This is a genomic window from Agrobacterium sp. ST15.16.055, assembly GCF_027956555.1.
Lineage (GTDB): Bacteria > Pseudomonadota > Alphaproteobacteria > Rhizobiales > Rhizobiaceae > Agrobacterium > Agrobacterium salinitolerans.
On record NZ_JAQKGN010000004.1, the window covers coordinates 73,690 to 100,379 of the forward strand.

General features: G+C 59.5%; 25 protein-coding genes. 4 read left to right on the forward strand and 21 right to left on the reverse strand.

Annotation, left to right across the window (positions count from 1 at the left end; all coding sequences use genetic code 11):
• Window positions 1-98: 98 nt before the first annotated feature.
• The 5 genes from PL599_RS08515 to PL599_RS08535 form a co-directional block, all read right to left on the reverse strand.
• Window positions 99-1,034, reverse strand: coding sequence for a 2-hydroxyacid dehydrogenase (locus PL599_RS08515; RefSeq protein WP_269824348.1), 936 nt, complete (start codon window positions 1,032-1,034; stop codon window positions 99-101).
• A 23-nt stretch (window positions 1,035-1,057) separates the two neighbouring features.
• Window positions 1,058-1,789: an amino acid ABC transporter ATP-binding protein gene (locus PL599_RS08520; protein WP_089153256.1), complete on the reverse strand. Its 732-nt coding sequence runs from the start codon at window positions 1,787-1,789 to the stop codon at window positions 1,058-1,060.
• Window positions 1,770-2,429, reverse strand: coding sequence for an amino acid ABC transporter permease (locus PL599_RS08525; protein ID WP_003521700.1), 660 nt, complete (start codon window positions 2,427-2,429; stop codon window positions 1,770-1,772). The genes PL599_RS08520 and PL599_RS08525 overlap by 20 nt, the downstream gene beginning before the upstream one ends.
• Entirely contained in the window at window positions 2,426-3,130 is a 705-nt protein-coding gene (locus PL599_RS08530; RefSeq protein ID WP_080793548.1) for an amino acid ABC transporter permease, read from the reverse strand. Before PL599_RS08530 ends, PL599_RS08525 begins: the two co-directional genes overlap by 4 nt.
• Before the next feature lie 66 nt (window positions 3,131-3,196).
• The gene (locus PL599_RS08535; RefSeq protein WP_077983908.1) at window positions 3,197-4,000 is read right to left on the reverse strand and encodes a transporter substrate-binding domain-containing protein; all 804 of its coding nucleotides are present in this window, start codon (window positions 3,998-4,000) and stop codon (window positions 3,197-3,199) included.
• Between the two features lie 294 nt (window positions 4,001-4,294).
• On the opposite strand from PL599_RS08535, the gene PL599_RS08540 reads away from it, so the two are divergent.
• Both PL599_RS08540 and PL599_RS08545 read left to right on the forward strand, forming a co-directional pair.
• Window positions 4,295-4,615 (forward strand): hypothetical protein, encoded by a 321-nt coding sequence (locus tag PL599_RS08540; RefSeq protein WP_269824347.1) that lies wholly within the window; start codon window positions 4,295-4,297, stop codon window positions 4,613-4,615.
• A gap of 157 nt (window positions 4,616-4,772) precedes the next feature.
• A complete protein-coding gene (locus tag PL599_RS08545) occupies window positions 4,773-5,795 on the forward strand; it encodes a LacI family DNA-binding transcriptional regulator (protein WP_137411150.1) in 1,023 nt (340 codons plus the stop codon).
• A gap of 204 nt (window positions 5,796-5,999) precedes the next feature.
• Here the strand turns inward: PL599_RS08545 and PL599_RS08550 are convergent, their stop codons facing one another.
• The 7 genes from PL599_RS08550 to PL599_RS08580 form a co-directional block, all read right to left on the reverse strand.
• Window positions 6,000-7,028 (reverse strand): trans-3-hydroxy-L-proline dehydratase, encoded by a 1,029-nt coding sequence (locus PL599_RS08550; protein ID WP_269824346.1) that lies wholly within the window; start codon window positions 7,026-7,028, stop codon window positions 6,000-6,002.
• A 10-nt stretch (window positions 7,029-7,038) separates the two neighbouring features.
• Window positions 7,039-8,748, reverse strand: coding sequence for a cis-3-hydroxy-L-proline dehydratase (gene lhpI, locus PL599_RS08555; protein ID WP_269824345.1), 1,710 nt, complete (start codon window positions 8,746-8,748; stop codon window positions 7,039-7,041).
• A 112-nt stretch (window positions 8,749-8,860) separates the two neighbouring features.
• Complete coding sequence (locus PL599_RS08560; protein ID WP_269824344.1) at window positions 8,861-10,102, reverse strand: NAD(P)/FAD-dependent oxidoreductase; 1,242 nt, start codon at window positions 10,100-10,102, stop codon at window positions 8,861-8,863.
• Window positions 10,102-10,824 carry an amino acid ABC transporter ATP-binding protein gene (locus PL599_RS08565; RefSeq protein WP_269824343.1) on the reverse strand — a complete coding sequence of 241 codons (723 nt, stop codon included), beginning with the start codon at window positions 10,822-10,824 and terminating at the stop codon, window positions 10,102-10,104. Before PL599_RS08565 ends, PL599_RS08560 begins: the two co-directional genes overlap by 1 nt.
• Complete coding sequence (locus tag PL599_RS08570) at window positions 10,817-11,470, reverse strand: amino acid ABC transporter permease (protein WP_142913841.1); 654 nt, start codon at window positions 11,468-11,470, stop codon at window positions 10,817-10,819. The genes PL599_RS08565 and PL599_RS08570 overlap by 8 nt, the downstream gene beginning before the upstream one ends.
• A 12-nt stretch (window positions 11,471-11,482) precedes the next feature.
• Window positions 11,483-12,148 carry an amino acid ABC transporter permease gene (locus tag PL599_RS08575; RefSeq protein WP_271358987.1) on the reverse strand — a complete coding sequence of 222 codons (666 nt, stop codon included), beginning with the start codon at window positions 12,146-12,148 and terminating at the stop codon, window positions 11,483-11,485.
• A gap of 72 nt (window positions 12,149-12,220) precedes the next feature.
• The gene (locus PL599_RS08580; protein ID WP_077983916.1) at window positions 12,221-13,027 is read right to left on the reverse strand and encodes an ABC transporter substrate-binding protein; all 807 of its coding nucleotides are present in this window, start codon (window positions 13,025-13,027) and stop codon (window positions 12,221-12,223) included.
• A 387-nt stretch (window positions 13,028-13,414) separates the two neighbouring features.
• Here PL599_RS08580 and PL599_RS08585 point away from each other — a divergent pair, with 387 nt between their 5' ends.
• Complete coding sequence (locus PL599_RS08585) at window positions 13,415-14,452, forward strand: Ldh family oxidoreductase (protein WP_269824341.1); 1,038 nt, start codon at window positions 13,415-13,417, stop codon at window positions 14,450-14,452.
• A gap of 236 nt (window positions 14,453-14,688) precedes the next feature.
• On the opposite strand, the gene PL599_RS08590 is transcribed toward PL599_RS08585, so the two are convergent.
• The 3 genes from PL599_RS08590 to ftsZ all read right to left on the reverse strand — a co-directional run bounded on the left by PL599_RS08590 (window position 14,689) and on the right by ftsZ (window position 17,701).
• Entirely contained in the window at window positions 14,689-15,654 is a 966-nt protein-coding gene (locus PL599_RS08590) for a dihydrodipicolinate synthase family protein (RefSeq protein WP_137411157.1), read from the reverse strand.
• A 108-nt stretch (window positions 15,655-15,762) separates the two neighbouring features.
• Window positions 15,763-16,461 carry a GntR family transcriptional regulator gene (locus PL599_RS08595; RefSeq protein WP_269824340.1) on the reverse strand — a complete coding sequence of 233 codons (699 nt, stop codon included), beginning with the start codon at window positions 16,459-16,461 and terminating at the stop codon, window positions 15,763-15,765.
• 277 nt (window positions 16,462-16,738) lie between these two features.
• Entirely contained in the window at window positions 16,739-17,701 is a 963-nt protein-coding gene (ftsZ, locus tag PL599_RS08600; RefSeq protein ID WP_003521714.1) for a cell division protein FtsZ, read from the reverse strand.
• 380 nt (window positions 17,702-18,081) lie between these two features.
• Here ftsZ and PL599_RS08605 point away from each other — a divergent pair, with 380 nt between their 5' ends.
• Window positions 18,082-18,522 carry a response regulator gene (locus tag PL599_RS08605; protein ID WP_077983919.1) on the forward strand — a complete coding sequence of 147 codons (441 nt, stop codon included), beginning with the start codon at window positions 18,082-18,084 and terminating at the stop codon, window positions 18,520-18,522.
• A gap of 404 nt (window positions 18,523-18,926) precedes the next feature.
• Here PL599_RS08605 and PL599_RS08610 read toward each other — a convergent pair whose 3' ends face one another.
• The 6 genes from PL599_RS08610 to PL599_RS08635 all read right to left on the reverse strand — a co-directional run bounded on the left by PL599_RS08610 (window position 18,927) and on the right by PL599_RS08635 (window position 26,673).
• Window positions 18,927-19,073 carry a DUF1127 domain-containing protein gene (locus PL599_RS08610; RefSeq protein ID WP_077983920.1) on the reverse strand — a complete coding sequence of 49 codons (147 nt, stop codon included), beginning with the start codon at window positions 19,071-19,073 and terminating at the stop codon, window positions 18,927-18,929.
• Between the two features lie 215 nt (window positions 19,074-19,288).
• Window positions 19,289-19,891: a hypothetical protein gene (locus tag PL599_RS08615; RefSeq protein ID WP_165691259.1), complete on the reverse strand. Its 603-nt coding sequence runs from the start codon at window positions 19,889-19,891 to the stop codon at window positions 19,289-19,291.
• 137 nt (window positions 19,892-20,028) lie between these two features.
• Complete coding sequence (locus PL599_RS08620; RefSeq protein ID WP_416172497.1) at window positions 20,029-21,147, reverse strand: ABC transporter permease; 1,119 nt, start codon at window positions 21,145-21,147, stop codon at window positions 20,029-20,031.
• A complete protein-coding gene (gene rbbA / locus PL599_RS08625; protein ID WP_269824339.1) occupies window positions 21,144-23,912 on the reverse strand; it encodes a ribosome-associated ATPase/putative transporter RbbA in 2,769 nt (922 codons plus the stop codon). Before rbbA ends, PL599_RS08620 begins: the two co-directional genes overlap by 4 nt.
• An 11-nt stretch (window positions 23,913-23,923) precedes the next feature.
• A complete protein-coding gene (locus PL599_RS08630) occupies window positions 23,924-24,988 on the reverse strand; it encodes an HlyD family secretion protein (RefSeq protein ID WP_269824338.1) in 1,065 nt (354 codons plus the stop codon).
• 311 nt (window positions 24,989-25,299) lie between these two features.
• On the reverse strand, window positions 25,300-26,673 hold the full coding sequence (locus PL599_RS08635) for an alpha-glucosidase/alpha-galactosidase (protein ID WP_269824337.1): 1,374 nt from the start codon (window positions 26,671-26,673) through the stop codon (window positions 25,300-25,302).
• Window positions 26,674-26,690: the final 17 nt, after the last annotated feature.

The window sequence follows — 26,690 nt, forward strand, 5'->3', positions numbered from 1 at the left end:
TCTTTTGCAGCAGCTTCCCCGAAGCCCTGCCCGCCTGAAACCAAACAGCGCAACAGAAGCTGCGCCGTCACTTTATACAGGTGACAATTCGTTGCCCGTCACACCACCGGCGTTGGCAATTCTTTGCCGGCGAAATGCGCATCGAGATTGGCGAGAACCAGATCGGCCATGGCGCGTCGCGTCTGGTGCGTGCCGCTGCCGACATGCGGGGCGAGCGTGACGTTATCGAAAGCGAAAAGCGCTTCCGGCACGCGCGGTTCGTCCTCGAAGACATCGAGCGCCGCGCCGCCGATTGCGCCTTTCGAAAGCGCCTCGACAAGCGCCGTCTCATCCACGAGCGACCCGCGCGCCACATTGACGAGCACGCCCTGGGGACCGAGGGCCTTCAGCACATCCGCATTGACGATATGGCGGGTTTCGGCCGTGGCGGCGGCGGCAATGATCAGCACATCACAATTGGCAGCCAGCGCTTCGATGCTGTCGTAATAATCATAAGCGACATCGCGGCGGCTTCTCGCGGTGTAGGAAATGCGGGCATCGAAACCCTCGAGCCGCTTTGCGATTGCCTGGCCGATGCGGCCGAGACCGAAAATGCCGTAACGGCGGCCGGCCACACGGGTGGAAAGCCCCATATCACCCTTCAGCCATTGGCCGGTGCGCACATGCTGGTCCGCCTGCGGCAGCTTACGCGCCTGCGCCAGAACGAGACCGAGGGCGAGGTCGGCGACATCGGCTGTCAGCACGTCAGGTGTATTGGCGACGCGGAAGCCGCGCCGTTTCGCGTCGGTCAGATCGACCTTGTCGAAACCGACGCCATTGATGGCGACGATTTCAAGATTGGGAAGCGCCGCGCCGATATCCGCCGGCAGGCCGATATGGCCGCCGGTGACGACGCCGCGGATCGCCGCGCCCTTTTCAGCAAGCAACGCCGCCTTGTCCGAAGCTTCGAACAGGCGATGCACGGTGAAGCGCTGCGCAAGTTCGTCTTCCAGTGCCGGGATGAGCGGGCACAGTTGCACGATTTCAGTGGTCATGGAGTTTCCTTTGCGCCGGCGAACTACTTCACATCGGCCTTGACGAATTGCCGGAGTTCCGGCGTTTGCGGATTGGCGAAGAGCTCGGAAGAACGGCCCTGCTCCCAGATCTTGCCCTTGTGCATGAAGATGGTTTCAGTCGCCACGCGGCGCGCGAAAGCCATTTCATGGGTGACAAGGATCATGGTCATGCCGTCCTTGGCGAGGTTTTCCATGACGGTCAGCACTTCCTCGGTCAGTTCCGGATCGAGCGCCGAAGTCACCTCGTCGAACAGCATCACCTTCGGCCGCATGGCGAGCGAGCGGGCAATCGCCACGCGCTGCTGCTGGCCGCCGGAAAGCTGGTCGGGATAGGAATCGAATTTCTCCGACAGGCCGACGAGCTGCAGAACCTCGCGGGCAATATCTCTCGTTTCCGATTTCGCCACATCCTTGACGATGCGCGGCGCGAGCATGATGTTTTCGCCGACCGTCAGGTGCGGGAAAAGATTGTAGCTCTGGAAGACGATGCCGACATCGGTGCGCAGCTTGCGCAGCGCCTTGGCATCTTCGCCGATGGCATGACCGGCGATTTCGATGCGGCCCGAATTGATCTTCTCCAACCCGTTCATGCAGCGCAGCAGCGTGCTCTTGCCCGAACCCGAGCGGCCGATGAGGGCGAAGACTTCACCACGGCCGACCGAAAGCGACACGCCTTTGAGGACTTCCAGAGCGCCAAAGCTCTTGTGAACGTTTTCAACGATTACTTCCGGCATGAAGCCTCCTTTCCAGCCAACGCGATAGCTGGGACAACGGGTAGCAGACGATGAAATAAAGCACGGCCACGGCAACGAAGACGCGGAACGGCTGGAACGTGGCATTGTTGATGAGCTGCCCCGCTCTTGCCAGTTCGACGAAACCGATGATCGATGCGATGGACGTATTCTTGACGACCTGAACGGCAAAACCGACGGTCGGCGGCAGCGAAATGCGGATCGCCTGCGGCAGGATGACGTAACGATATTGCTGGGCGCGGGTGAGAGCGAGCGATTCCGATGCTTCCCACTGCTGCTTCGGCACCGCCTGGATGCAGCCGCGCCAGATTTCCGCGAGATAACCCGACGTATAGATCGTCATCGAGGCGCCGGCGGCAAAGAGCGGCGGCAATTCCAGTCCGGCAAGGCTGAGGCCGTAATAGGACAGAAACAGGATCATCAGCACCGGAATACCCTGGATCACCTGAATATAGGTGCCGGCGGCAATGCGCAGCGCCTTGAAATTCGAGGTACGGGCGAGCGCCACGAAGAAGCCGACGATGCCGCCGCCGATCAGCGCAATGATCGTCAGAAGCACGGTCCATTGCAGGGCGGTCAAGAGGAAGCCGAATTCGTTCCAGCCGAAAGTTCGAAGAGTCATGACTGCACCTCCGGCAAAGCGGTCATCGTCTTACGCGCCACGCGGCGACCGAACAGCCACATGCCGACGAGGGCAAGAATAAGCCGCAGGGAAAGCGCCAGTGCCAGATAGATGAGCGTGACGACGATATAGACCTCGAAGGAACGATAGGTCTGCGATTCCACGAAGGCTGCGGCGGCCGCAAGTTCATGGGTGGAAATAGCCGAACATATGCTCGACGCCAGCATCATCAGCACGAACTGGCTGCACAGCGAGGGATAGACCTTCGCAATAGCCGGCACGATGATGACGTGGCGATAGATCTGATATTTAGTGAAGCCGAGCGCCTCGCCCGCCTCAATCTGCGACTTGTGAACAGCCTCGATGCCGGCGCGGATGATCTCCGTCGAATAGGCCGCAAGGTTGATCGTCATGCCGATCAGCGCCGCCGTATCTGCCCCTACCCTGAAACCGAGGCCCGGCAGGCCGAAATAGACGATGAAAAGCTGCACGAGAAACGGCGTATTGCGGATGACTTCCACATAACCGTCCACGATGATGCGGACTATGCCGCCATTGATGGACCGCAGCGAGGCCAATAGAATGCCGAAAGCGCAGCCGAGCACAATGGAGAGGACCGACAGCTTGATCGTCAGCCATATGCCGTTCAGAATTTCATTCTGATATTGGGCGAGCGCGCCGAATTGGAATGTATAGGACATGCGTCACTCCGTTGACATTTCCCGGGCCCGCCGGAAGTTTCCCGGCGGGCGCGTTGAAAGGCTCAATCAGAAGCTTGGCAGTTGCGGCAGCGGACGGCCGGTCCACTTGACCGAGATGCGGTCGAGATCACCCGACATCTTCATGAGGTAGATGGACGTGTTCAGCCACTGGCGCAGCTCGAAATCCTCAAGCTTGGTCGCCATCGAATTACCCTGCTGGAAGAAGGTGAAACCAACCTGCAGACCGGCTTCCGGGCGCTGCTTGATGATCGCTTCGCCAACCGTGGACGGCAAGGCGACAGCATCCACCTGACCGGCAAGCAATGCCTGTGCGCTGGTGGAATCGTCTTCGTAAACGACGATTTCGAGACCTTCGACATTGGCCTTGCGCAGCGCGGTTTCCTGCGAGGAGCCGCGATTGACCGAAACTCGCTTGCCCTTGAGGCTTTCGAGGTTTTCGAACTTCTGATCCTTGCCCGAGATGATGTCCATGTTGAACGCGCTATAGGGCTGCGTGAACATCACGGTCTTGGCGCGCTCACCGGTCGGAGCGAGCGTCGCAACAAGGAAATCGACCTTGCCGGTCTGAAGGGCCGGAATACGCGCGGGCGGTGTCAGCGGCACCAGTTCCACCGGCAGCGACAGGTAAGAGCCGATGAGATTGGCGACATCGACGTCGTAACCGGAAGGATTGCCCTTCTCATCCACCATGCCCATCGGTGGAGCGCCGGTCAGAACACCGATCTTGACCTTGCCGCGCGCCGTGATCTCGCTGAGCGAGACGGCATGGGCAGACGTAGTGGCAGCAAGCGAAGCTGCGGCAACACCAACGGCAACGGTCATGTTCTTCAGAAATCTGGATATGCTCATGGTCTCTCCTCCAACCTTTTAAGTGGCTGCCCAAAGCGGAACAGCGATCTTGCGCCACGCGAAAAATGTTCTCGATAACATTCTACAGCGATAGACAAAAAACTCCTCCCAAGAAATCGCGAAAGCAAAAACCTGATGAATTTACTTTGAAATTCAATAAATTCCGCCGGTTGTCGATTTTCCTCTGGTCGACACCATCTCACGTTCTTGGCAGGATCAATAATGCATGTTATCGGTATCATTGCAAGTCCGATCTACAGAACTGTTTCGATCGGCAATCATTCGGGAGGACACATGTACACACGCTCGGCAATTTTCGAAGGCAGGATCAACCCCGGTCGGGAGGAGGAATTTTTCCGCATCGTCGAGGAAAAACTGCTTCCGGTCTGGAAACGCATGCCGAATGCGCAGGCCGTGCGGGTGATGCGTACCGAGCGCACGGATCCGGACGCCGCCTCGATCATCATGGTGCAGGAAATCGACTATCCTTCGATGGAAGCTGTGGAGGAAGCACTGGTTTCACCGGTCCGGCTGGAAGGCCGTGTACTGACGGATGAGATGATGAGCATGTGCGACGGACGTTTTTACCATCTGGTCTATAGCCGCATCGCATAAATCCGGTGCACGCCGCAGCGATATGCAATCATGCGGCGTGCTTTCCCTTGATATCTTCGTGTATGTCTTGTCCTGAACCGGTTCGAATTTAGGGAGACATGCTTTGGTGGAGCGCACGCCCTTGGCCGCAGCGTTAGTCACGTCGAAAAAAGCAACCATGAGCGACGTCTCGAAACTCGCGGGCGTCTCCAAGATGACCGTCTCGCGAGTGCTGGCCGACCCGGCGCTGGTGTCTGAAGACACGCGCCAGAAGGTGATGAAGGCCATCGAGAAGCTTGGTTATGTGCCTGATCGAATCGCCGGATCGCTCTCATCCCGGCGCACCAATTTCATCACCGCCATCCTGCCGACGCTCACCAACTCCAACTTCGCCGACAGCGCGCAGGGGCTCGCCAATGCGCTGCGCGCCGCCGATTACCAATTGTTGATCGGCTACACCATGTACGATCTACAGGAAGAAGAACGCGTCATACGCACCATGATGGAGCGCCGTCCCGACGCCATTGTCGTTGCCGGCACGGTGCATACCAAGATGGCAAGCGAAGTGTTGATGCGCGCCGGTATCCCGATCGTGGAAATCTGGGATGTTCCCGAACACCCCATCGACCATGCGGTCGGTTTTTCCAATTACGAAGTAGGAAGAACCGCCGCCAAACATCTGATATCGCTCGGTTTCAAAAGAATCGGCGCGCTCGGCTCCAGGGCCGATGGCGATGTGAAGGACTGGCGCGGCGAAAGCCGCCTGCTCGGTTTCGGCGCGGCCCTGCGTGAAGCTGGCATTGCCGATGATCTCATCATTCGCGAAGGCAGCGCCCCGGTCTCCTATGACCACGGGGCAAAGACCCTCGGCTCGCTGCTGGCCAAGGCGCCCGATGTCGAGGCCATCTTCGCCGTGTCGGATATTTCCGCCGTTGGCGCACTGATGGAATGTCATCGAAGGGGAATCAGTGTCCCAGACCGCATTTCCATCCTCGGCTTCGGCGATTTCGATATCGGCCGGCAATGTTATCCGGCGATTTCGACTATCCGGGTCGATGCCCAGATGATCGGCCGCAAGGCTGGCGAATTGCTGCTTTCGATATTGGAGCCGGAGAAGGGTGCCGCTGTTCCCGAAGGGGCACGGGTGGATGTCGGTTTCGAGCTGATCGTGCGGGAAACGACGAGGCGGTTGAACGTCTAACCCTATTGGAGGGAGCGGGAGCCGCTTGCTTCTTCTCCCCGAGGGGGAGAAGTCCGCGGCAGCGGGATGAGGGGGCAAGCTCTCCGAAATCCGGCAACGGTGCCCCCTCATCCGACCCTTCGGGCCACCTTCTCCCCGGCGGGGAGAAGAAAGACGCGGCACCGCCGTGGTCTCAACATTTCCCCTGAGTGACCCGTAAAGCCCCTACCGAGCACCCCAGGTATCCGTCAGCCGATACCCCTGCGGCCACGGATCGGACGGATCGAGCATGTGCTGGTGAATGCCGGTGATCCAGCCGCGGCCGGAAATTTCCGGCAGGATGGCCAGACGGTCGCCAACCTTGGTGGTCCCGAGAATGCGGCCAGTAAAGGTAGAGCCAATCAGCGAAACCGCCGTCAGCGTTTCGCCCTCCTTCATTTCGCCTCGTGCATGCAGCACGGCCATGCGGGCTGAAAGCGCTGTGCCTGTCGGCGAGCGATCCACCTTGCCCGGCTGGATGGCGACGGCCGCCCCTGCCCGCAAGCCTTCAGCCGTGCGCTCCACCTTACCGGCAAACAGGCAGAAGGAAAAATGCCGCCAGTCCGGGTTCTCGGGATGGTCGAAACCCAAAGCCTTGTTGGCGGCATTGGTGATGCGCACGCCAAGGCGGGCGATCTCATGCGCCTCTTCCGGCTTCAGGCTGAAGCCCATCGCTTCCGCATCGACGATGACGAAGCTGTCGCCGCCATAAGCGGTATCCACCTTGAGCTTACCCAGACCTTCGACTTCGAGTTCCACATTGAGTTGTGCGGCAAAGCTCGGCAGGTTCTGCACGAAAATGCGCTCGGCCTTGCCGTTGCGGCATTCGGCGCGCACCTTTACCAATCCGCCAGGAGCCTCCAGCAGCATATGGGTTTCCGGCTCCTGCATCGGCACGATGCCGCCATCCAGAAGCACGGTGGAAACGCAGATGGAGTTGGAGCCAGACATGGGCGGCGTATCTTCCGGCTCCATGATGATGAAGGCGGCATCCGCGTCAGGATGTTTCGGCGGCACCAGCAGGTTGACGTGGCGGAACACGCCGCCGCGCGGCTCATTGAGCACGAAGTTGCGCAGGGTTTCATCACGGGCGATGAAGCGGCTCTGCTCCCAGATCGTCTCACCCGGCGGCGGCTTCACCCCGCCAACGATCACATCTCCCACCTCGCCTTCCGCATGGGCGGAAATCACATGAACTGTCTTGATACTGCGCATTCATTTATCCTCACGAAAGCCAGGAAGGAAGACGGGAAACAGCATGGCCGGTCAGCGCGCTGCCGACGCAATCGGCAAGGCTGCCGAAGCGCACCGCGCGACCACTGAGGCCGGGGCCGTAATGGGCGTATTTGCCTGAATTGGTCATGAGCGCACGGGTCTTCGTCGGGAAAACCGGCTCGGAAATGGAGCACCAGCAGAGATCAGGCAGCACCTGTACGCCGCTGTCCTTCAATCTCCGCAGCGTGCCGTCCTGCACAGCAGCATCGATGACATGCTGACCGGCGGTGACGATGACGGCGACATCCGCGTGACGCCGGCGGCCGGCAAATTCAGCCGCAAGCGCTTGGCACTCCTCCAGCGAGGCATGCGGACTGCCGATGGCGACGAGTTGAACCTCTTCTGGCCCTTCGTTGAGCAGCGACCAGCCGGCGGCCATGTCAGCCAGCGAAATGGAGACGGTGTCGGCAGTTTCGAGAGGGGCAAGACCGGCTTCCGGCGTTGCGCCCTCTATATGCAGCATAGGCGCAGCGGAGGTGGTGCCGAAAGCGGCGCAAAGCGCCTTTAGATCATCCCGCGACGGCTTTGCGGGGCCAAGGCCGCGCAACAGGGGAATGCAATCGGGCGCCGCCTTGCCCGCCAGATAACCGACGAGCGGCCAGAAGGCATCATCCACGCCCTGCGGCAACGCCACATTGACGATGCGCTGAGGACGGCGATTTTCCTCCAGATAGACGCCGGCCAGCGGCGCCCTGCCCGTCAGTGCGATGCAGAGATCGAGAAAATCCGGATGTTTCGCCGTACGCGCGCCAAGAACCGTATTGGCGAAGATGACAGCGTTCGACTCGGCCCAGGCGATCATGTCGCCGGCCTGCGGCGCGCTGTCGAGCAGGTAAGGCGAACAGGTGAATGTCGGGCGACAGCCCATGCGCACATAGGCATCCGCCAGCCTTGCGGCCGGGTCGCCGAAATCCTCCGGCATGCCCTGTGAACGCCAATGCGCCTTGTCCACAGAAATGGCGTTCATGGTCGTCGGCACCCGAACCTTCGCCCCCATCTCCGCCATTTTTTCCGCGAAGGTGAGATTGGCGGGGCTGGCGTAGATGCAACCGTCAATATGGCCCTGCGTGACATCGACAAGCGCCGACGCCCCCTGCTGGGCGGCCATGGCGACGGTGATACGCATGGACTGCTGCACGGCGACGCCATCGCGCCCTTCGAGCATGGCCCGGTCGTCATCCCGAAGATCGAGATGCGCCGTCGCCGGCGGCGCAATGCCAAGGGAAACGCCATCGGCTTCGATGGCCGTCTCATCGATACGGACATGAGCTGCCTTGGAGAACCGGGCGAAATTTTCCGCGTCAAGCCGCAGCACCGGCAAAGGCTTGCCGAACATTTCAGCGGCGATCAGCGCGCCAAGCGTCAGCACGTCCTCGGCCTCGCAGAAGACCAGCGCCGAGGGAGCACGGCCCGTCAGGATAAGATCGAGCAGCACGCCCGAACCGGTGCACGAACCGCGGCTGGTTGGCATGAACAGCACGCCGCCGGTAAGACAGACACCATGCAACGGGTGGTGCACGTCGATCACCCTGCCGGTGGCGGGATCGACCCCACCCCAGAAACTCAGCGCTTCGGTCGTCGCAATCACGGGACCTTCGGCCGAACCGGCCAAAATACTGCGGGCTTCAGGAACGGCTGTTGTCGAGAGGGAAGAAGACATCGAAAATCTCCCAAAAGCATTTCCAGTAAAAGTCGTAGCGGTTCTACGCCCGGAAAATGCGTGAAAAAAAGAACTCGAGAATTTTTGCGTTTCGGAGAAAAGCCAAAATTCTCTAGAAACGTTGCGGCGAAAATGCCCGTGTATCGATGGCGGGTTTTTGCCCCGTTAGCAGATCGGCGACGATGCGGGCCGTGCCCGCCGATTGCGTCAACCCCAGATGCCCGTGGCCGAATGCATAGACCACCCGCGCCGTGTGCCGTGCTTGCCCGATGGCCGGCAGGCTGTCCGGCAGCGAGGGGCGAAAGCCCATCCACTGCTTGCCGCCTTCGGTTTTCAGGCCCGGCAGGAAGGCTTTCGCCTTGGTCAGCAGCGCCTCGGAACGGGCGAAATTCGCCGGAAGCTCGAGCCCGCCCAGTTCGACGGCACCGCCAACGCGGATACCGGAGGAAAGGCGGGTAACAACAAAACCATGGCCGCCGAAAGTCACCTGCGTACGCAGATCGAAGGCGCCAGACGGCAGGGTTGTATTATACCCTCGTTCGGTTTCCAGCGGAATTTTTTCCCCGAGCGAACGGGCGATACGATGCGAAAAGGCGCCGGCCGCCAGCACCACCTTGGCGGCCTTGCGGGTGCGCCCATCATGGCTTACCACCTCGACACCGTCTTCCAGTGGTCGAAGCGAAGCGATATCGAGGCATTCGATACGCCCGCCGATGGTGCGGAAATGATCGGCCAGCGCCAGCGTATAAAGCTTGGGGTCGGCGATGGAATACCAGCCGGGCGTAAAGGTGCCGCAGGTAAAACGCGGCGCGATGCCGGGCTGTATCTCGGCCATCTGTTCGGCATTGAGATGCCGGAACTCGATGCCGTGACGTTCGCGCGCCTTCCAGCCGGCAAGCGAGGCTTCGAATTCCGCCTCGCTTTCATAGACCTGAAGGTTCCCCTCCTTGCGCAGCATCGCAATCGTGTCCGTCTTTTTGAGGAACGGCTCCAGCTCTGCCTTGGAAAGGTCCATCAGCGCCGTCTGGGCGGCGGTGGAATGTTCCACCTTCGAAGCGGCGCAGGCCCGCCAGAACCGGAACATCCACGGTGCGATCTTCAGCGCATAGGCCGGCGGCACGCTGAGCGGCCCGAGCGGATCGAGAAGCCACTTCGGCGCTTTCCAGAGAATGCCTGGCGATGCCAGCGGGAGAATATCGGTGAAAGCGAAGGCGCCGGCATTGCCGGCGGACGCGCCCGCCGCCGGTCCTTCACGGTCGATGACCGTGACCGACAGGCCGCGGCCCTGCGCCGCGATTGCCGCCGAGAGGCCGACAACGCCGGCCCCGATGACGATGACATCATTGGCTGGCATTACCGCACGCTCGCCAGAAACTTCTGCGTTTCAGGATGCTGCGGTGCGCCGAAGAGCTGATCCGGCGTGCCGATTTCCGCCATGACGCCCTGATGGAAGAAGGCGACGCGGTTCGAGACATCGCGGGCGAAGGCCATTTCGTGCGTGACGCAGATCATCGTCATGCCCTCATCCGCCAGCATCTTCAGCGTATCAAGCACTTCGCCCACCAGCATCGGGTCGAGCGCAGACGTGACTTCATCGAACAGCATATATTCCGGCGACATGGCAAGCGCACGGGCAATCGCCATTCGCTGCTGCTGACCGCCCGACATGCGGTTCGGATAGACCTTCAGCTTTTCGGCAAGACCCACATGGGTCAGTTGTTTGACCGCAATCTCTTCGGCCTGCTCCTTCGAGATATCGAGCACCTTGCGCGGCGCGAGCATGACGTTTTCCAGCACCGTCAAATGCGGAAAGGCGTTCCATTGCTGGAAGACGATGCCGACCTTGCGGCGCAGCTTGTTGAGGTCTGTCGATTTGGCGTGCACCTCGGTGCCGTCGATGACGATCTTGCCGCTGTCGATCGGCTCAAGGCCGTTGATGCAGGTCAGCAGGGTCGATTTGCCGGAACCGGAGCCGCCGATGATGGTGACAACCTCGCCCTTGTTGACGGTGAGGTTGATCCCTTTCAGAACCTCCAGCGGGCCGAAGGATTTGCGGACGTTTTCGATCTCAATCATTGGGGGACCACCGTCTTTCGAGATACCCGCCGAAACGGGCGATGGGGAAACTGATAAGGAAGTAGATGGCGCCGCAGATCATCAAGATCGTCAGCGGCTCCTGCAGGCGGGTGACGAGGATCTGCGAGGCACGCAGAAGTTCGATGAGGCCGAGCCAAAGAACGAGCGCCGAATCCTTCATGACACCGAGCGTGAGCCCGATCCACGCCGGCAATGACACGCGCGTGGCGAGCGGCAGCACAATGTAGCGCATGTCCTGGGACCAGGTCATGCCGAGCGACCGGCAGGCGCGGCGGGTGTTCGAGGGTACTGCTTCAATGCCGCCACGCACGATTTCGGTGCAATAGGCAGCGGTATAAAGCGACAGAACCACGCAGGACGTTGTGAACGGCGGCCAGCCGAGCTTTGCGATCGACTGGAAGGCGTTGCCGAGAACAAGCTGGATCAGCAGCGGTACGGAACGGAAAATATCCAGAACGAAGGTCAGCGGCAGCGACCAATAGGGTCCGAACTGGAAACGGATGATGCCGAAGATGATACCCAGAATAGTGCCGGCCGTGACGGCAACGGCGGTGACGGCAAGCGTCATGCCGGCACCCTTGGCCAGGAAAGCGAGATCACTCCAGGTGAGAGCGGTTTCAAACATGGCTCACCTCTCTCAATAACGGAACAGACGCGCGGCTAGCAATCTGGCGGCGAGCGTGACGAACTTGGCGATCACGTAATAGATGACCGCGGCGAGCGCGAAAAATTCGAAAGTGCGGAACGAACGGGCGTTCAAGGCCTGCGTGACACCGGCGAGATCCGTATTCATGCCGACGGTGACACCGAGCGAGGTCATGAGGATCGCCCAGATCATCTGGTTGGTGGCAGGTAGAAACGCAACGCGCAGCATTTGCGGCAGGATGATCAGCCGGAAGGTCTGCATCGAGGTCATGCCGAGCGAACGGCCCGACCGCGTCTGCGTATCGGGAATGGCTTTCAGCGCGCCACGGAAATTCTCCGCAAGGTAACCGGCATTGTTGAAGGCGATGCCGACCAGAAGCGCCGTATAGGGGCTGAGGTGAATGCCGAAATTGCCAAGACCGAAATGGGCCATGTAAATCTGGAACAGCGCCGGCGTGTTGCGGGCGATTTCCACCCAGACGGCGGCGAAAGCGCCGAGAATGCGGTTGCCGGAGAGCCGGCACAACGTCAGCACGATGGCGCAGGAAAGACCGATCACCATCGACAGAATGGCGATCTGCAGCGTCACCACCGCACCGTCCAGAAGCTGCGGCAAAGCCTTCAGCGCCTGATTCCAGTGAAATGTATAGTTGAACATGAAGCGTCCCGCCTTTTCAGAAACGATCAACGGCGCGACCATTTTGACCGCGCCGTTTACGAAAAGTCCTGATCAGCGATAAACGCCGTTGACGGTGAGCGAGGGAACTTCGCCGCCAACCCATTTTTCATAGAGTTCGGCGTAACGGCCGGTGCGAACCTGCTGGTTGATGAAAAGGTTCAGATAGTTGATGAAGCCGTATTCATCGCGGTTGGTGAACAGCGACACGTAGTCGATGTCATAAGGCGCCTTGCCGACGACAGAGACGCCTGCGAACTTGCCGCTCTTGACGGTCGACTGCGCAACGGTGGAGGTGGAGACGGTGGCGTCGATCTGGCCCTGGCTAAGCGCAAGGAACACGTCAGCCTGCGTCTGGTAAGGACGGAACTCGCCCACGCCCCATTCCTTGACTGTCTTTTCGAGCGCGATGGCTTCGAAAGTGCCGGCGGTTGCGCCAACCGTCTTGCCCTTCATGTCTTCGAAGGACTTGATGCCGGACTTGTCGTTGGCGGTGACAGCCATTTCAAAGGCAAAGTAAGGCACGGTCATGCCGACCGTCTTGGCGCGTTCCAGCGTATCAGACGTCGAGGCAACGCCGACGTCGACGCGTCCGGACATCAGCGCCGGAATACGCTCGGGGAACGGGGTCTCGACGATTTCAGCCGTGACGCCAAGCACCTTGGCCAGATCGTTGCAATAATCGACGTCAAAACCAACAGGGTTATTGGCATCATCACGCGCGCCCATGGGCGGGAAATCGAGCACAACAGCGCAACGCAGCGTGCCGGAGGAAATAATGTCGTCGAGTTTGTCGGCCTTGGCCGGCGTAATAGCGAAAGTGGCGGCCAGAAGGCCGGCGATGATGACCGATTTTTTCATTGTTGATTTGCTCCCATCAATTGGTCTGCCTTTGAAGGCGCGGTCACTATTTCCCCATGAAAGCGATAAATCAACACAAAAATACAACGAGTATACAAAAAGAATTTTTGCACGTGCGAACGAGTGAGGCGGCACGGATTGCCCAAGTAAGCTTGCGCATGGAGGGAACAACAGCCCAAGTCCTTGGACTGAAACACTCTTTCCGACACCCAGACGCGCGCCGGCCGGTTTCTTGCGACAAGCACCAGAATGATGGTTAGGGTATCTTCATGTCTGACGGGCTGGCCTTTTGCTCTGACCGAGCTTCACAGAAAAGACCCATTGCAATACTCACACCTTTGTATACTTTATGTATTCAAAATGTGCGAACCCTATCGGAGGACTATGATGAGCGACACGACCACCTTGACCATTGAGGCGCTTTTCCAGCGGGTCGAGTCGATTTTCTTGAGGGCCGGCCTCAACGCCGTGCAGTCGGGAGCGCTGGCGCGCGTCATTACAGCCGGTGAGCGGGACGCCTGCAAGTCCCACGGAATCTACCGTATTGAAGGCGCGCTTCGCACCGTCAAGGCCGGCAAGGTAAAGCCCGATGCGATACCTGAGGTGGCTGAAGACGATGGCACGGCCATCGTGAAGGTCAATGCCAATGGCGGCTTCGCCAACCCTGCCTTCGAACTCGGTCTGCCGGTTCTGGCGGACCGCGCAAAGCGCCTGGGCGTTGCCGCGCTCGTCATCAATGACTGCACCCATTTTTCGGCGCTCTGGCCCGAAGTGGAGGGGCTGACCTCGAACGGGCTCGCCGGTCTGGTCATGTGCCCGAGCTATTCCACCGTCGCGCCGACGGGAGGAACCAAGCCGCTGCTCGGCACCAACCCCTTCGCTTTCGGCTGGCCGCGCAAAGGCACTTCGCCTTATGTCTTCGATTTTGCGACATCCGTTGCCGCCCGCGGAGAGATAGAACTGCATCGACGCGCGGGGAAATCCCTACCCGAAGGCTGGGCGGTCGACGCCGATGGCAATCCGACGACGGACCCCGAGGCGGCCCTTGCCGGTGCCATGTTGCCCTTTGGCGGCCACAAGGGTTCTGCCATCGGCACGATGATCGAGCTTCTCGCCGGCATCATGATCGGCGACCTCACCAGCCCCGAAGTGCTGGACTATCTCGGCACCACCACGCTTGCGCCCTTCCATGGTGAGTTGATCGTCGCCTTCTCGCCGGAAGCCTTCGCCAAGGGGCGCCCGGGGGATCCCTTCCAGCGCGCGGAAGCACTGTTCGACGCCATCATCGGCCAAGGCGCCCGCCTGCCCTCCGGCCGCCGCTTCACTGCCCGCGCCAAATCCGAAAATGAAGGCATTACATTGACCGCAGAAGAAATGGCCGGCCTCGAGCGGTTGCTGGAGAATGGTCTGGCGGCGGTCTCCTGACTGTGTCGGAGAACAATATATATATAAGGCCCGCGGCCCGGTGCAGAGTTGACGACGCCGAGAGAATATCCACTCTTCATCACCAGCTTCGTGGGGATTGTAGCTGGCAAAAAAATTTAAACGGACAGCCGTGGGACAAGTCCGGGGTGACGTCGAAGCCAAGAAACGCTCAAACCTCATAAATGCAATAAAGGCCCGCAAATTGCGGGCCTCTTGTTTTCACATCAGCGGCTGCTTTAGGCAGCCTTGCAGGCCTGCACCGCGCCCGGAAGCTTGCTCCAATCGGCATACCAGCTGTTGAAAAGCTTGAACTGCGCCTCGACATAACCGCGCTGACTGTCGGTCAGGGCGTCGGTTTCGTTGAAGTGCAGCGTGTATTCTTTGTCGCCCTTCAAAACCATCATGTGCTTGAAATAGAGAACCAGATCCGGGCCTTCATCGAAGGACGAGAGAACGGCCAGCGCCTGTTCCAGTTCCAGCGCGCGGGCGCGGGCATCGGCATCGCCCTTGGCGGCGGCCTGCGACAGCTTGCAGAGGTGAATGACTTCCTTCGGCAGGACATTGCCGATGCCGGTGATGGCGCCGGTGGCGCCGCAATTGACGAAACCGTGGAAGACTGCCGTATCAACGCCGATCATCAGGGTCACGTCGTCATCGCGGCTGGTGATGTTCTCGGCCGCATAACGCATATCCGCCGGGCCGCCGAATTCCTTGAAGCCGACGAGGTTCTTGTGTTCGGCGCGCAGCGCGAAGAAGAGGTCGGCGCGGGTCGCAAAACCGTAATAGGGGCTGTTGTAGATGACGGCCGGGATTTCCGGCGCAGCCGAAAGAATGGCCTTGAAATGAGCCTTCTGAGCAGCGATGACCGAACCGCGCGACAGAACACGCGGAATGACCATCAGACCCTTGGCGCCAACCTTCTGGGCGTGGGCGGCATGGGCAACGGCGGATGCCGTGTTGACCGCGCCGGTGCCGACGATAACTGGAATACCGGCCTTCACCAGACGCTCCACGCCTTCCATGCGCTGCTCGTCCGTCAGGAGCGGCCAGTCGCCCATGGAGCCGCAATAAACGACCGCCGACATGCCATCGGCGATCAGTTCCTTGCCCTTGCGGACAAGCGCATCGAAATCAGGGCTGCGGTCATCCTTGCAAGGGGTCATCAAGGCGGGAATCACGCCGGAAAAAATGCTGGCCGTCATTAATAGCTCCTAAGGGACAGTTTTTCGGGAATGGACGCACCTCCGCGCCACCCTTTCAACAAGGACATTACTATCTTGTATTTTATTTGTCGACAAGAAATCGACAAGCTACAGATTTATTTCCAGCCGTTCGTTTCGCACCAGAAGTTTCTGCACCTGCCGCACGATCTGTTCGGCGTGCTCCCGCGCCAGCCGTTCGGAAAGAGCGATATCGCGAGCGGCAATCGCCGCAATCATCTCTTCATGATCATCGACGAAGCGCTTGGGCAGACGATCATCATAGGACTGGTAATAAAGCCTGAGAATGCGCCGTCCCTCATCCAGGAGCCGCTTGAACAGGCTGGTGAAATAAGGATTGCGCCCGGCTTCGGCGATGGAAAGGTGGAGGGCGGCATTGGTGGAAATCATCGCCAACGCATCCTGCTTCTCGACTGCAATGGCAAATTCCGCATTATGGGCGCGGATGCCGGCCAGATCCTCCGGACGGTGATATTGCGCGGCAAGCTGCGTCGTTACCCGATACATCAGCACCAGCGCATCGAAATAAGTGTGCATGTTGAGGAAGTCGATATTCGACACCATGGTCGAACGGTTCGGCAGCGTATCGATCAGCCCCTCGCCCGAAAGCCGCACCAGCGCCTCGCGGATCGGCGTGCGCGACATCTTGAACCGTTCGGCAAGCTGCACCTCATCAATGGGGCTGCCCGGCGGCAGAACCAGATCGAGAATCTCGTCGCGCAGCAGGTCATAGACCATCTTCACGCCAGAGCCGCGCTTACGCTCGGCAGAAGCAATAATATCAGACATTATCAAATCCCTCTTGTCGACATAAAGAGTACTATTATATTTTTCCCCGATCAACGCCGCGCAGCACCGCCGCTTTTTTTGAATGACGGAATAATCGTTCGAAAACAACAAAAAGCCGTCGCGAAAATTCCACACGACGGCTTTTGATCGTTCAGTTTGTGGCGCGGGTGCTTAAACGAACGACGATTGATCTTGGGAAGCGAGGAGCACGCCGCGTGCCTCTTCCCCCGCCAGGGAGAAGAAACGCCCAGCAGTGTCCCGTCTCAAGCCAGCATCATCAGTTGCGCAGGCCAGTGGCGACGACGGAAATCTTGAAAGCGCCGTCCAGCGTCGGGTCGAAGGAAGCGCCCATCACCACATCGGTTTCTTCGCTGACCGCCTCACGCACCAGCGTCATTGCCTCATCGATCTCGTAAAGCGTCAGATCGTTGCCGCCGGAGATGGAAACCAGCGCACCCCGCGCTTCCTTCAGAGACGGTTCACCGAGAAGCGGGTTGGCGATGGCTGCCGCCGCTGCTTCCGAGGCGCGTTTTTCACCCTTGGCCTGTGCCGTGCCCATCAAAGCCCGGCCGCCATTTTTCATGACGTAGCGCACATCGGCAAAATCGAGATTGACCAGACCTTCGCGCAGGATGAGATCGGTGATGCAGCGCACGCCAAGTGACAGGACCTTGTCGGCCGTCTTCAGCGCATTTTCGAAGGTCGTGCCAGCATCGGCAATGCGCAGCAGGTTCTGGTTTGGAATGACGATAACGGTATCGGCCGTGTTGAGTAGGTTGGCGAAGCCATATTCGGCAGCCCTCATGCGGCGTGCGCCCTCGAAGCTGAAGGGAAGCGTGACGACACCGACGGTCAGGATGTTCTTTGCCCGGCAGGCTTCGGCAATAACGGGGGCAGCACCCGTGCCGGTGCCGCCGCCCATGCCGGCGGTGATAAAGCACATGTCGTAGCCGCTCAGGTGATCCATGATCTCGTCAAGGGAATCGATCGCCGCCTGTCGGCCCACCTCGGGATCGGCGCCCGCTCCAAGCCCGCCAGTCAGTTCGGAGCTGAGCTGCACCAACCGCGGCGCATTGGTTTTCTTCAGCGCCTGCGCATCCGTATTGGCAGCGATGAAATCGACGCCGCCAATGCCCTCGGCAATCATGTTATTGATCGCGTTACCGCCACCGCCACCGACGCCGACGACGGCGATGTTGGGTGTGTTGCGGGCAATGGTGGCGCGCGGAGACTGGGTCATCGTCTTATTCTCTTTCTAAACTCATCGGGTCCGGCACCGTTTCTGAACGGGGCACGCGAATGATCGGCGGCATCTCGGCGTTTCACTCCAGGCAAAGGAAGGACGCCGTAACATCTTGAATTCCATGCAGGCCTTAAGGACAAATTGCGGCCAAAAGACTTGCGCTCCAGCGGCGAAAGATGCGCTACGGCAGCGTTCTTCCACCCCTTCCCCAGATGAAAACCAAACCGAATCAAATGCTTCGCCATTGCTTCGTGATAGCCGAAAAGGCACGCCGTTTACACTCTATTCACTATGTTTATCTCACTTTGGAACGAGTTGTCGCTCAGGGTGTTTGCTAGCCAACAGCGCCCGGCGGCGCGCAAAACGGAGGCAGGCAAATGTTGGCAGACGTCTTACAACGAGAAACGGGTTACAGCACGCAGCAGCCGCGCGTGCTGATCGTTGAAGACGAATTCCTGATTGCCATGGATATAGAAGATTCCATCATGCAGGCCGAAGATGAAGCCGACGTCATCGGGATTGCCAACCGTCTGGATGACGCGATCGCGCTCGGCAGGAGCGCTGACGTCGCCTTTGTCGACGTCAACCTTGCGGACGGGCAGACCGGACCGGAAATCGGACGCAGACTGTCGGAAAACGGCGTCGTCGTCATTTTCATGACGGCCAATCCAGAAGTCGTTGTCAACCTTGGTGTCGGCGCTGGCGTTATTTCCAAGCCTGTACCGCAAGATGCGGTGGAGCAGTGCCTCTCCTATGCCATAGCCAAACGGGCCGGCACACATGCCGTCACCCCCATCGGGATGCTGCCATTCGATTGAGATTGACGCTGGAAACTCCCGGTAAAACAAAAAAGCCTGCCGCGGGAGGAGGTGCGGCAGGCTTTCTGAAAAGATGAACAGCGATATGGGAGGAGGAAAACCGCTGTCCCCGGGGCAATCCATTGGGAGGAGGAGTAGGATCACCCGCATTACCAAAAGGATGTGGGAGGAGGTACATCGCTTTCGATGATTGGAAGATAGCATTTTTCTGCGCATTTGATAGGCATAAGCTTGCAGCGCAGATATGCATTTAACGCATGGCGACTATCATCGCCCTTCGCATCCGATTTCATCGCCGCCTGAGTATCTGGCGGACATTCACCGCGAAGCTTTCGATATCCCCAAAACAAAAAACGCCCGCTGAGCGGGCGTTCGTATATTCAAATGAGGCGATATGGCCTTGATTATTTGCCAACGGCGGCGCGGGCCACACTGGTGATCTGGCTGCGATCGATACCGAGATCGTGCAGTTCACGGGTGCTCATACGGCCGAGTTCGTTGATGGTCTGACGATATTTGCGCCAGTTATTGAAGCTGCGTGCTACGTTCATGACATTACCCTTTCTGAGGTTAAGGTGACGTCAGTAACATTTTCGTCCCGGCGTCTTCTGATGCGCTGTATATGCGCTTTCCGATGACGAATTAACAGGCAGAATAAGGCAATCCACCCATGCGCTGCATGCACGGGTTCCGACCTGTGGCGTGCGAAAATGAGAAAGGCGGCTGAAGTTTTGGCCGCCTGCAGACCCGGACCCCGTCGAGCAGCCTAGAATTTATAGCGGACGCCGAAGACATTGGCGTTCGTCGCACCCTTCATATTGCCCAGCGTCTTGCCGCCGCCGGAGCGGTGGTGCAGCCGCCAGAAAAATTCCGTCGGGGAATCCTCGCTGAAGGACACGTTGATTTCCGGCCCCAGATAAAACAGGACATTGGCGTTGCCGTCGTCCTTGATTTCCTGTTCACGCTCGCGGCCCCGCTGCGCATCCGTGACAAGGCTGAGGCCGGCGGTAAAGCTTGGCGTGATGAACAGACGCTCTCCCAGCCTGATCTGCTCGTAACGCGCGACGGGACCCGCCCAGACTTCACCCGTAAAGCCTTTGCCGAACCTGGCGGCAACGCCGATTTCGCCGCCGAGTTTCACATTGCCGATATGGTAAGGGTAGAACTGATAGCCGCCGCCCAGAATGGCGTTGCGCTCATATTCCACCGGAATGAGGGCTGCACTTTTCAGCATGTCTTCTTTCGTCAGGACGCCACCAAAGCCGAATATCGCTTCGCTCGTCTGCAACGTCATATCTTCCGACGCGAGGGATGGCGTTGCCACCAGTGCGATCATGGCTGCCAGTGGCAGACGTGCTGCAATATTCATTTTGCTACTCCTGAACAAAGCCCGCTTACCCAGTCGTCCTCATAGGCATATTCACGGAAGGCGAACATACCGTTACCGAACACAATAAATTCAACGCGCGCGGAAACGGGTGAAACAGGCGCATGATCGCGCTGGGGTCAGCGCAGGAACCGCCTGAAACGGCGAAGCGCGAAAACAAAAAGCGCAAAGCCGATGGCGAGCAACGCCAGCAGTTGCGGCCAGACCACATCCAGCCCCGCCCCCCTGAAGAGCACCGATTGCGCCAGAATGACGAAATGGGTGTTGGGTGCGAGAAGCATGATGTACTGGATGATATCAGGCATGCTTTCACGTGGCGTCATGGCGCCGGAGAGCACCTGCAAAGGCAGCAGGAACAGGATCAGCAACATGCCGAATTGCGGCATGGAACCTGCGACGGTCGCAAGGAAGATGCCCATCGACGTCATGGCGAAGAGTTGCAATGCCGTTCCAAGCAGGAAAAGTGAAAGCGAGCCTTCGATCGGAATGGCGAGCAGCCCCCTGACGACCACGAACAGGGAAAATGCCGAGGCCACCAGCACGACAAGGCCCATGGACCAGACCTTGCTGAGCATGATTTCCAGCGGCGTGACCGGCATGACCAGCAGATGCTCGACCGTGCCATGCTCACGCTCGCGAATGAGCGCCGCCCCCGTCAGCACGATCGACAGCATGGTGATGGCGGTGATGATGTTGTTGATCGACCCGAACCACGACTTGTCCAGCTCCGGGTTGAAACGGGATCGCAATGTCAGGTCCACAGGCGCCGACGTCGCTCCGCGAGAGCGGTTGACATATTCCTGAACTTCGCTGGTCACGATGTTCTGCACATAACCGCCGCCGCTGAAGGCCTGGCTCATGCGGCTGGCGTCGATATTGAGCTGGATGGCCGGCTGCTGCCCGGCCATCAGCCGGCGCTGGAAATCCGGCGGGATGTTGAGTGCGAAAGTATCGAGACCCGCATCCATGCGCTTGTCCATTTCCGCGATGGAAATCTGCTTCGGCGGTGCGAAATAGGGTGGATAAAACGCCGTACTGATGCGGCCGGAAAGCGGCGACTGATCCTCGTCGACAATGGCGATGGCGGCATTGTTCAGCGTTTCCGGCAGCGCGCTGGAGCCGGTGTAGATTTGCAGCGTGAAGGCGTAGACAATGAGCAGCAGCAGCATGCCGTCGCGCGCAAGGCCGCGCAGTTCCTTGATGCCGAGCTGGAAGATGTTGGACGAAAACAGCTTCATGACGCCTGTTTCCTCAAAAGTGCGGCGCCGGCAATGAGAAGCAGCGGAATGGCGATGAGAAGCGGCAGGAAAGAGCCGGAGAGCCCGGCGAAATCCAGCCCCTTCGAAAAGGTGCCGCGCGAAATGGTCATGAAATAGGTAGCGGGATAGATGTTGCCGATAAAGGCGCCCGCCCCCTGTAGCGATGAAACGGGATCGATCATGCCTGAATATTGCGTTGCAGGAATAAGCGTCAGCAGGGCCGTGCCGAAGATTGCCGCGATCTGGCTTTTCATGAAGGACGACATGAGTAGGCCGATGGAGGTGGCAATGATGACATAGAGCAGCGCTCCCGTCGCATAGGCGAGATAACTTCCGGTGAAAGGCACCTGGAAGATGAAGATGGCGAAAGCCGTCAGAAGCAGGAAATTAAGCATGCCAAGAGCCACATACGGAAGCTGCTTGCCGATCAGGAATTCCAGGCGCGTGGTCGGCGTCACGTAAAGATTGACGATGGAGCCGAGCTCCTTTTCCCTGACGACGCTGAGTGCCGAAAGCATGGCGGGAATGAGCATCAGCAGCAGCGGAATGACCGCCGGCACCATGGCGACGAGGCTTTTGACGTCAGGATTGTAACGATAGCGCGTTTCGATGCTGAAACTGCTCTGCGTCGCCGCGCTGCCGTAAATCTCGACGGCCTTGCGCGCCAGCCATGTCTGGTGCATGCCCTGCACGTATCCGCGAACGGTTTCCGCCCGCTGCGGCATGGCGCCGTCGATCCACGCGCCCACCTCCACGGTTTTGCCGCGCAAGACATCCCGGCCGAAACCGGGGGGAATTTCGATGGCGAGGCTGAGTTCCCCGTCACGCATCCGCCGATCCATATCGGCATAATCGCGGATCTGTTCCTTTTCGATGAAATAACGGGAGCCGGCAATATCGAGCACGTAGTCACGGCTGATGGTGGAATCGTCGCGGTCCAGCACCGCGAAGGTCAGGTCCTCGACATCGAGATTGATGCCGTATCCGATGACAAACATCAGGATGACGCTGCCGAGCACCGCCAGCGTTCCGCGAATGGGGTCCCGCTGCAGCTCCAGCGCCTCGCGGCGGGTATAGCTGAACATGCGCCGGAAATCGAAAAACCTCTTGCGCGTGGGTGCGGCATGTTGCGTCGCTGGCACCTCCGCTGCCGGTGTGGGCTGTGTCGCAGGCTTTCCCTTTTTCACACCCGAGGCATCCTCGAGATAGGCGACGAAAGCCTCTTCAAGCGTTGCGGCATTGCGGCTCCTGGTAATCGCGTCAGGCGTATCGCTGATCAGCACCTTACCGGCATGCATCAGCGAAATGCGGTCGCAACGCTCCGCCTCGTTCATGAAATGGGTGGAGATGAAGATGGTGACATTGTCGTTGCGCGAGAGATCGGCAAGGATTTGCCAGAACCCGTCGCGCGCCACCGGGTCGACGCCGGAGGTCGGCTCGTCGAGGATGAGAATATCAGGCGAATGGATCATCGCCACCGCAAGCGACAGCCTCTGCCGGATGCCGAGCGGCAGGTCGTCCGGCAGTGTTTCCATGACAGCGCCGAGATCGAAACGCTCGGCCATTTCCGCGATACGCGGCTGAATGGTGTCTTCCGGCAGCTTGAACAGGCGAGCGTGAAGATCGAGGTTCTGCCGCACGGTCAGTTCTGAATAAAGCGAGAAGGCCTGGCTCATGTAACCGACGCGGTGGCGGATTGCCATGTCGCTGGCATCCACCTTGTGCCCGAAGAGCTTGGCTTCGCCTTCGCTAGCCGCCAGAAGCCCGGTCAGCATCTTCATGGTCGTGGATTTTCCGCAGCCATTGGAGCCGAGAAAGCCGAAAATCTCGCCGCGCGGAATCTTGAAGCTGACATTGTCGACGGCGGTAAAATCGCCGAAGCGCATGCTGAGATGCGACGCCTCGATGGCATAATCGGCCTCACCCGCCACCTTGCGCGGCGCGATATGCACCTCGTGGTAACCCTTGCGCTTTTCTTCGGGAAGAAGCGCGATGAAGGCGGCGTCGAGATTGGGTGCGGAGGTGCGCTCGAGAAGTTCGGCGGGTGAGCCGGTGGCGAGTATTTTGCCGCCGTCCATGGCGACCAGCCAGTCGAAACCCGCGGCCTCTTCCATATAGGCCGTGGCAACGATGACGCTCATACCCGGACGCCCGGCCCGGATGGAGCTGATCAGCTCCCAGAATTGCCGGCGTGACAGCGGGTCGACGCCGGTGGTCGGCTCATCGAGAATGAGCAGGTCAGGATCGTGGATCAGCGCGCAGCAGAGCCCGAGCTTCTGCTTCATGCCGCCGGAAAGCTTCATCGCGGGGCGGTCGGCGAAGGGCTCGAGGCCGGTGCTTTTCAGTAGCTCGGCAATGCGCGCCTGCCGCTCCCTGCTGCCCTGCCCGAACAGCCTGCCGAAAAAGTCGATATTCTCGAAGACGGACAGGGTGGGATAAAGGTTCTTGCCAAGACCCTGCGGCATGTAGGCAATACGCGGGCAGGTATCCTCGCGGTGACGCGGATCGGACATATCGCCACCCAGAACCTCCACCTTGCCATTCTGGATGGCGCGCGCGCCAGAGACGAGCGACAACAGGCTCGATTTGCCGACACCGTCCGGCCCGATAAGCCCTATCATCCGCCCGGCGGGGATCTCGACCGATATATCGGCCAGCGCGATGGTGCTTCCGAAGGTCAGCCGCACATCGGTCAGCCGCGCGACCGGTGCATTTCTGTCATTCGTTGCGGAGGGCGTGACCATCGCGGCCCCCCTCACTTGACAAGATTGCGTTCGAGGTTTTCCGGCCAGGCGGCCTGTGGATCAAGCCGGACATAGGCCATGCCGGGCAGCCCGGTTTTGACATATTGGATATATTTCTGCAGCAGTTCCTGCGGGATTTGCGCCCGCACCCGGAAGGTGAGCTTCTGGCGTTCCTCTTCGGTTTCAACCGTCTTCGGCGTGAACTGCGCGACATCGGCGACGAAGGAAACTTTCGCCGGAATGGTATATTGCGGGGCCGCGTCCAGTATCAGGCGCACATCCGAGCCCATAGACGTGCGACCGGCCTCGGCTGTCGGCAGGAAGAACGTCATATAGACATCGCCGAGATCGACGAGGTTCAGAACCCGTCCACCGGCGGACAGCACCTCACCGGGCTGGGCGATCCGATATTGCACGCGGCCGTCGCGGGGTGATTTCAGCGTCGCATCGGCGATATCAGTCTCGATGCTTTCAATATCGGCCTGCGCGGCGTCCACCGCCGCCTCGGCATCGACGATCTGCGCCTTGGCCGCGTTGATTGCGGCATCGGAGGCGGCAAGCGAGGCCTGGGCGGAGGCAAGCGTGGCGCGGGCGGACTGCTCGGCGGCTTCACTGTCATCGACGATCTGCTGCGAAACGGCGTTGCCGGTCAGCAGCTGTTTCGAGCGTGCATAGGTCTTGGAGGCAGAATCGAGCTGGGCCTTGCGCTGTTCGACCACCGCCAGCGCCGAGGTTTTTTCGGCTTCCCGCTGGGCGACAAGGCTGTGGGCCGTATCGATTGCTATTTTCGCACGGCGAAACTGTGCTTCGGCCTGACGCTTCCGCGCCTCCAGCTGGGCGGTGTCCATCTGCGCCAGCACCTGCCCCGCCTTCACGAAATCGCCTTCACGCACCATGATGTCCTGAAGGCGGCCTGCGGTCTTGGTGGAAATGTCGATTTCGACTGCTTCGATCCGGCCGTTGCTGGCCACAAATCCGGCAGGAAGCCCCTCACCCTTCAGCTTTAACCAGGAGAAATAGGCGATACCGGCAATAACCAGAACCACCAGACCAACGAGCAAGCCTTTTCTAGACATCCGTCTTCCCCATGAACCCTTCGGCTTTCAACCCTAATACGATGAAACCGAAGAAGCCAGCCACCTTTGCGTTTAGTATTCGCACCCGACATTTCTCCTGTTTGAGGAGAACGGGCCGGGTTAAGGGCTGTTTACGTGAGGGTGTGTTTTGCGGCTTTGACACAAGTCAAGTGCAAGGGAGGTTTCGCTACGTGATTGGATCCTCGAGACAACTCGTCCCGAGGATGACGTCGAATATCGAAAGAGGCGTATCGGTGAACTCAACCACAGACGGAAACCCGCCACCTCTCATTGGCCGCAGCAACCGCGCCTTACACCGCGCGCGCCCGCTTCGCCTCCACCTGCGTCCATTCCGGCAGCCAGTCGCGATGGGCGAGCAGCAGATCGTCCACCAGCGACCAGATCTGGTCGAGATCCAGTTCCGCCGCCGTGTGCGGGTCCATCATCGCCGCATGGAAGATGTGCTCGCGGTTTTCGCTCATCAGCGCCCGCACCGTCAGTTCCTGCACATTGATGTTGGTGCGCATCAGCGCGGTGAGCTGCGGCGGCAATTCGCCGATGATGGTGGGCTGCACGCCGTTATGATCGACCAGGCAGGGCACTTCCGCCGCGCAATCCGATGGCAGCGAGGTGATGCAGCCATTGTTGCGCTGATTGCCATAGATGACGGAGGGCTCGCCGGTCCAGACCGAGTTGATGATGGAGGAGGCATATTCCTTCGATGGCTTGACCTCGATCGTGTCGGCAGAACGATAGGCAGCCGCCTGGTCCTTCCAGCGCTCGATCTGCTCGATGCAGCGCTTAGGATATTCATCGAGCGGGATGCCGAATTTTTCGATCAAATCCTCGCGCCCTTCCTTGATGAAATAGGGCGTATATTCGGCGAAATGTTCGGAACTTTCTGTGACGAAATAACCAAGCCGCGTCAGCATCTCGTAACGCACCTTGTTGGGGCAACGCGGGTTCCAGCCGGGTTTTGGCGCACGGCCTTCGCGGTAGCCGCGCACGAGGTCCGGATAGAGGTTCTTGTAGCTGCCATCGGGCTGGCGGTGTTCGAATTCGAGGAAAAACGCCATGTGGTTGATGCCGGCCGAACGGTAGCGAATTTCCTCGTAAGGAATATCGAGATCGTGGGCGAGTTCCATGGCCGTGCCTTGCACGGAATGACAAAGGCCGACCTGCCGGATCGTCGGATATTTCTCCGCAATCGCCCAGGTGTTGATCGCCATGGGGTTCACATATTGCAGCATGATTGCGTTGGGGCAGACGGCCAGCATGTCCTCGCAGATTTTCCACAGATGCGGCACGGTGCGCAGGCCGCGCATGATGCCGCCGACGCCGAGCGTATCGGCGATGGTCTGGCGCAGGCCGTATTTGCGTGGCACCTCGAAATCGGTGACCGTGCAGGGTTCGTACCCGCCGATCTGGAAGGCGACGACAACGAAATCAGCACCGGCAAGCGCCTTTTTCTGGTCGGTGTAGGTCTCGGCTTTCGCCTTTGCCCCCAGCGTCGAAATCAGCTTGTTGACGACAACGGCGCTTTCTTCCAGCCTTTCACGATTGATATCCATCAGCGCGATGGTGGCGCCCGAAAGGGCCGGACGCTGGAGCACGTCACCGATGATGTTCTTCATGAACACCGTGGAGCCTGCACCGATGAATGTGATCTTGGGATCTCTTGCCATGTCTACCTCCGGCATTG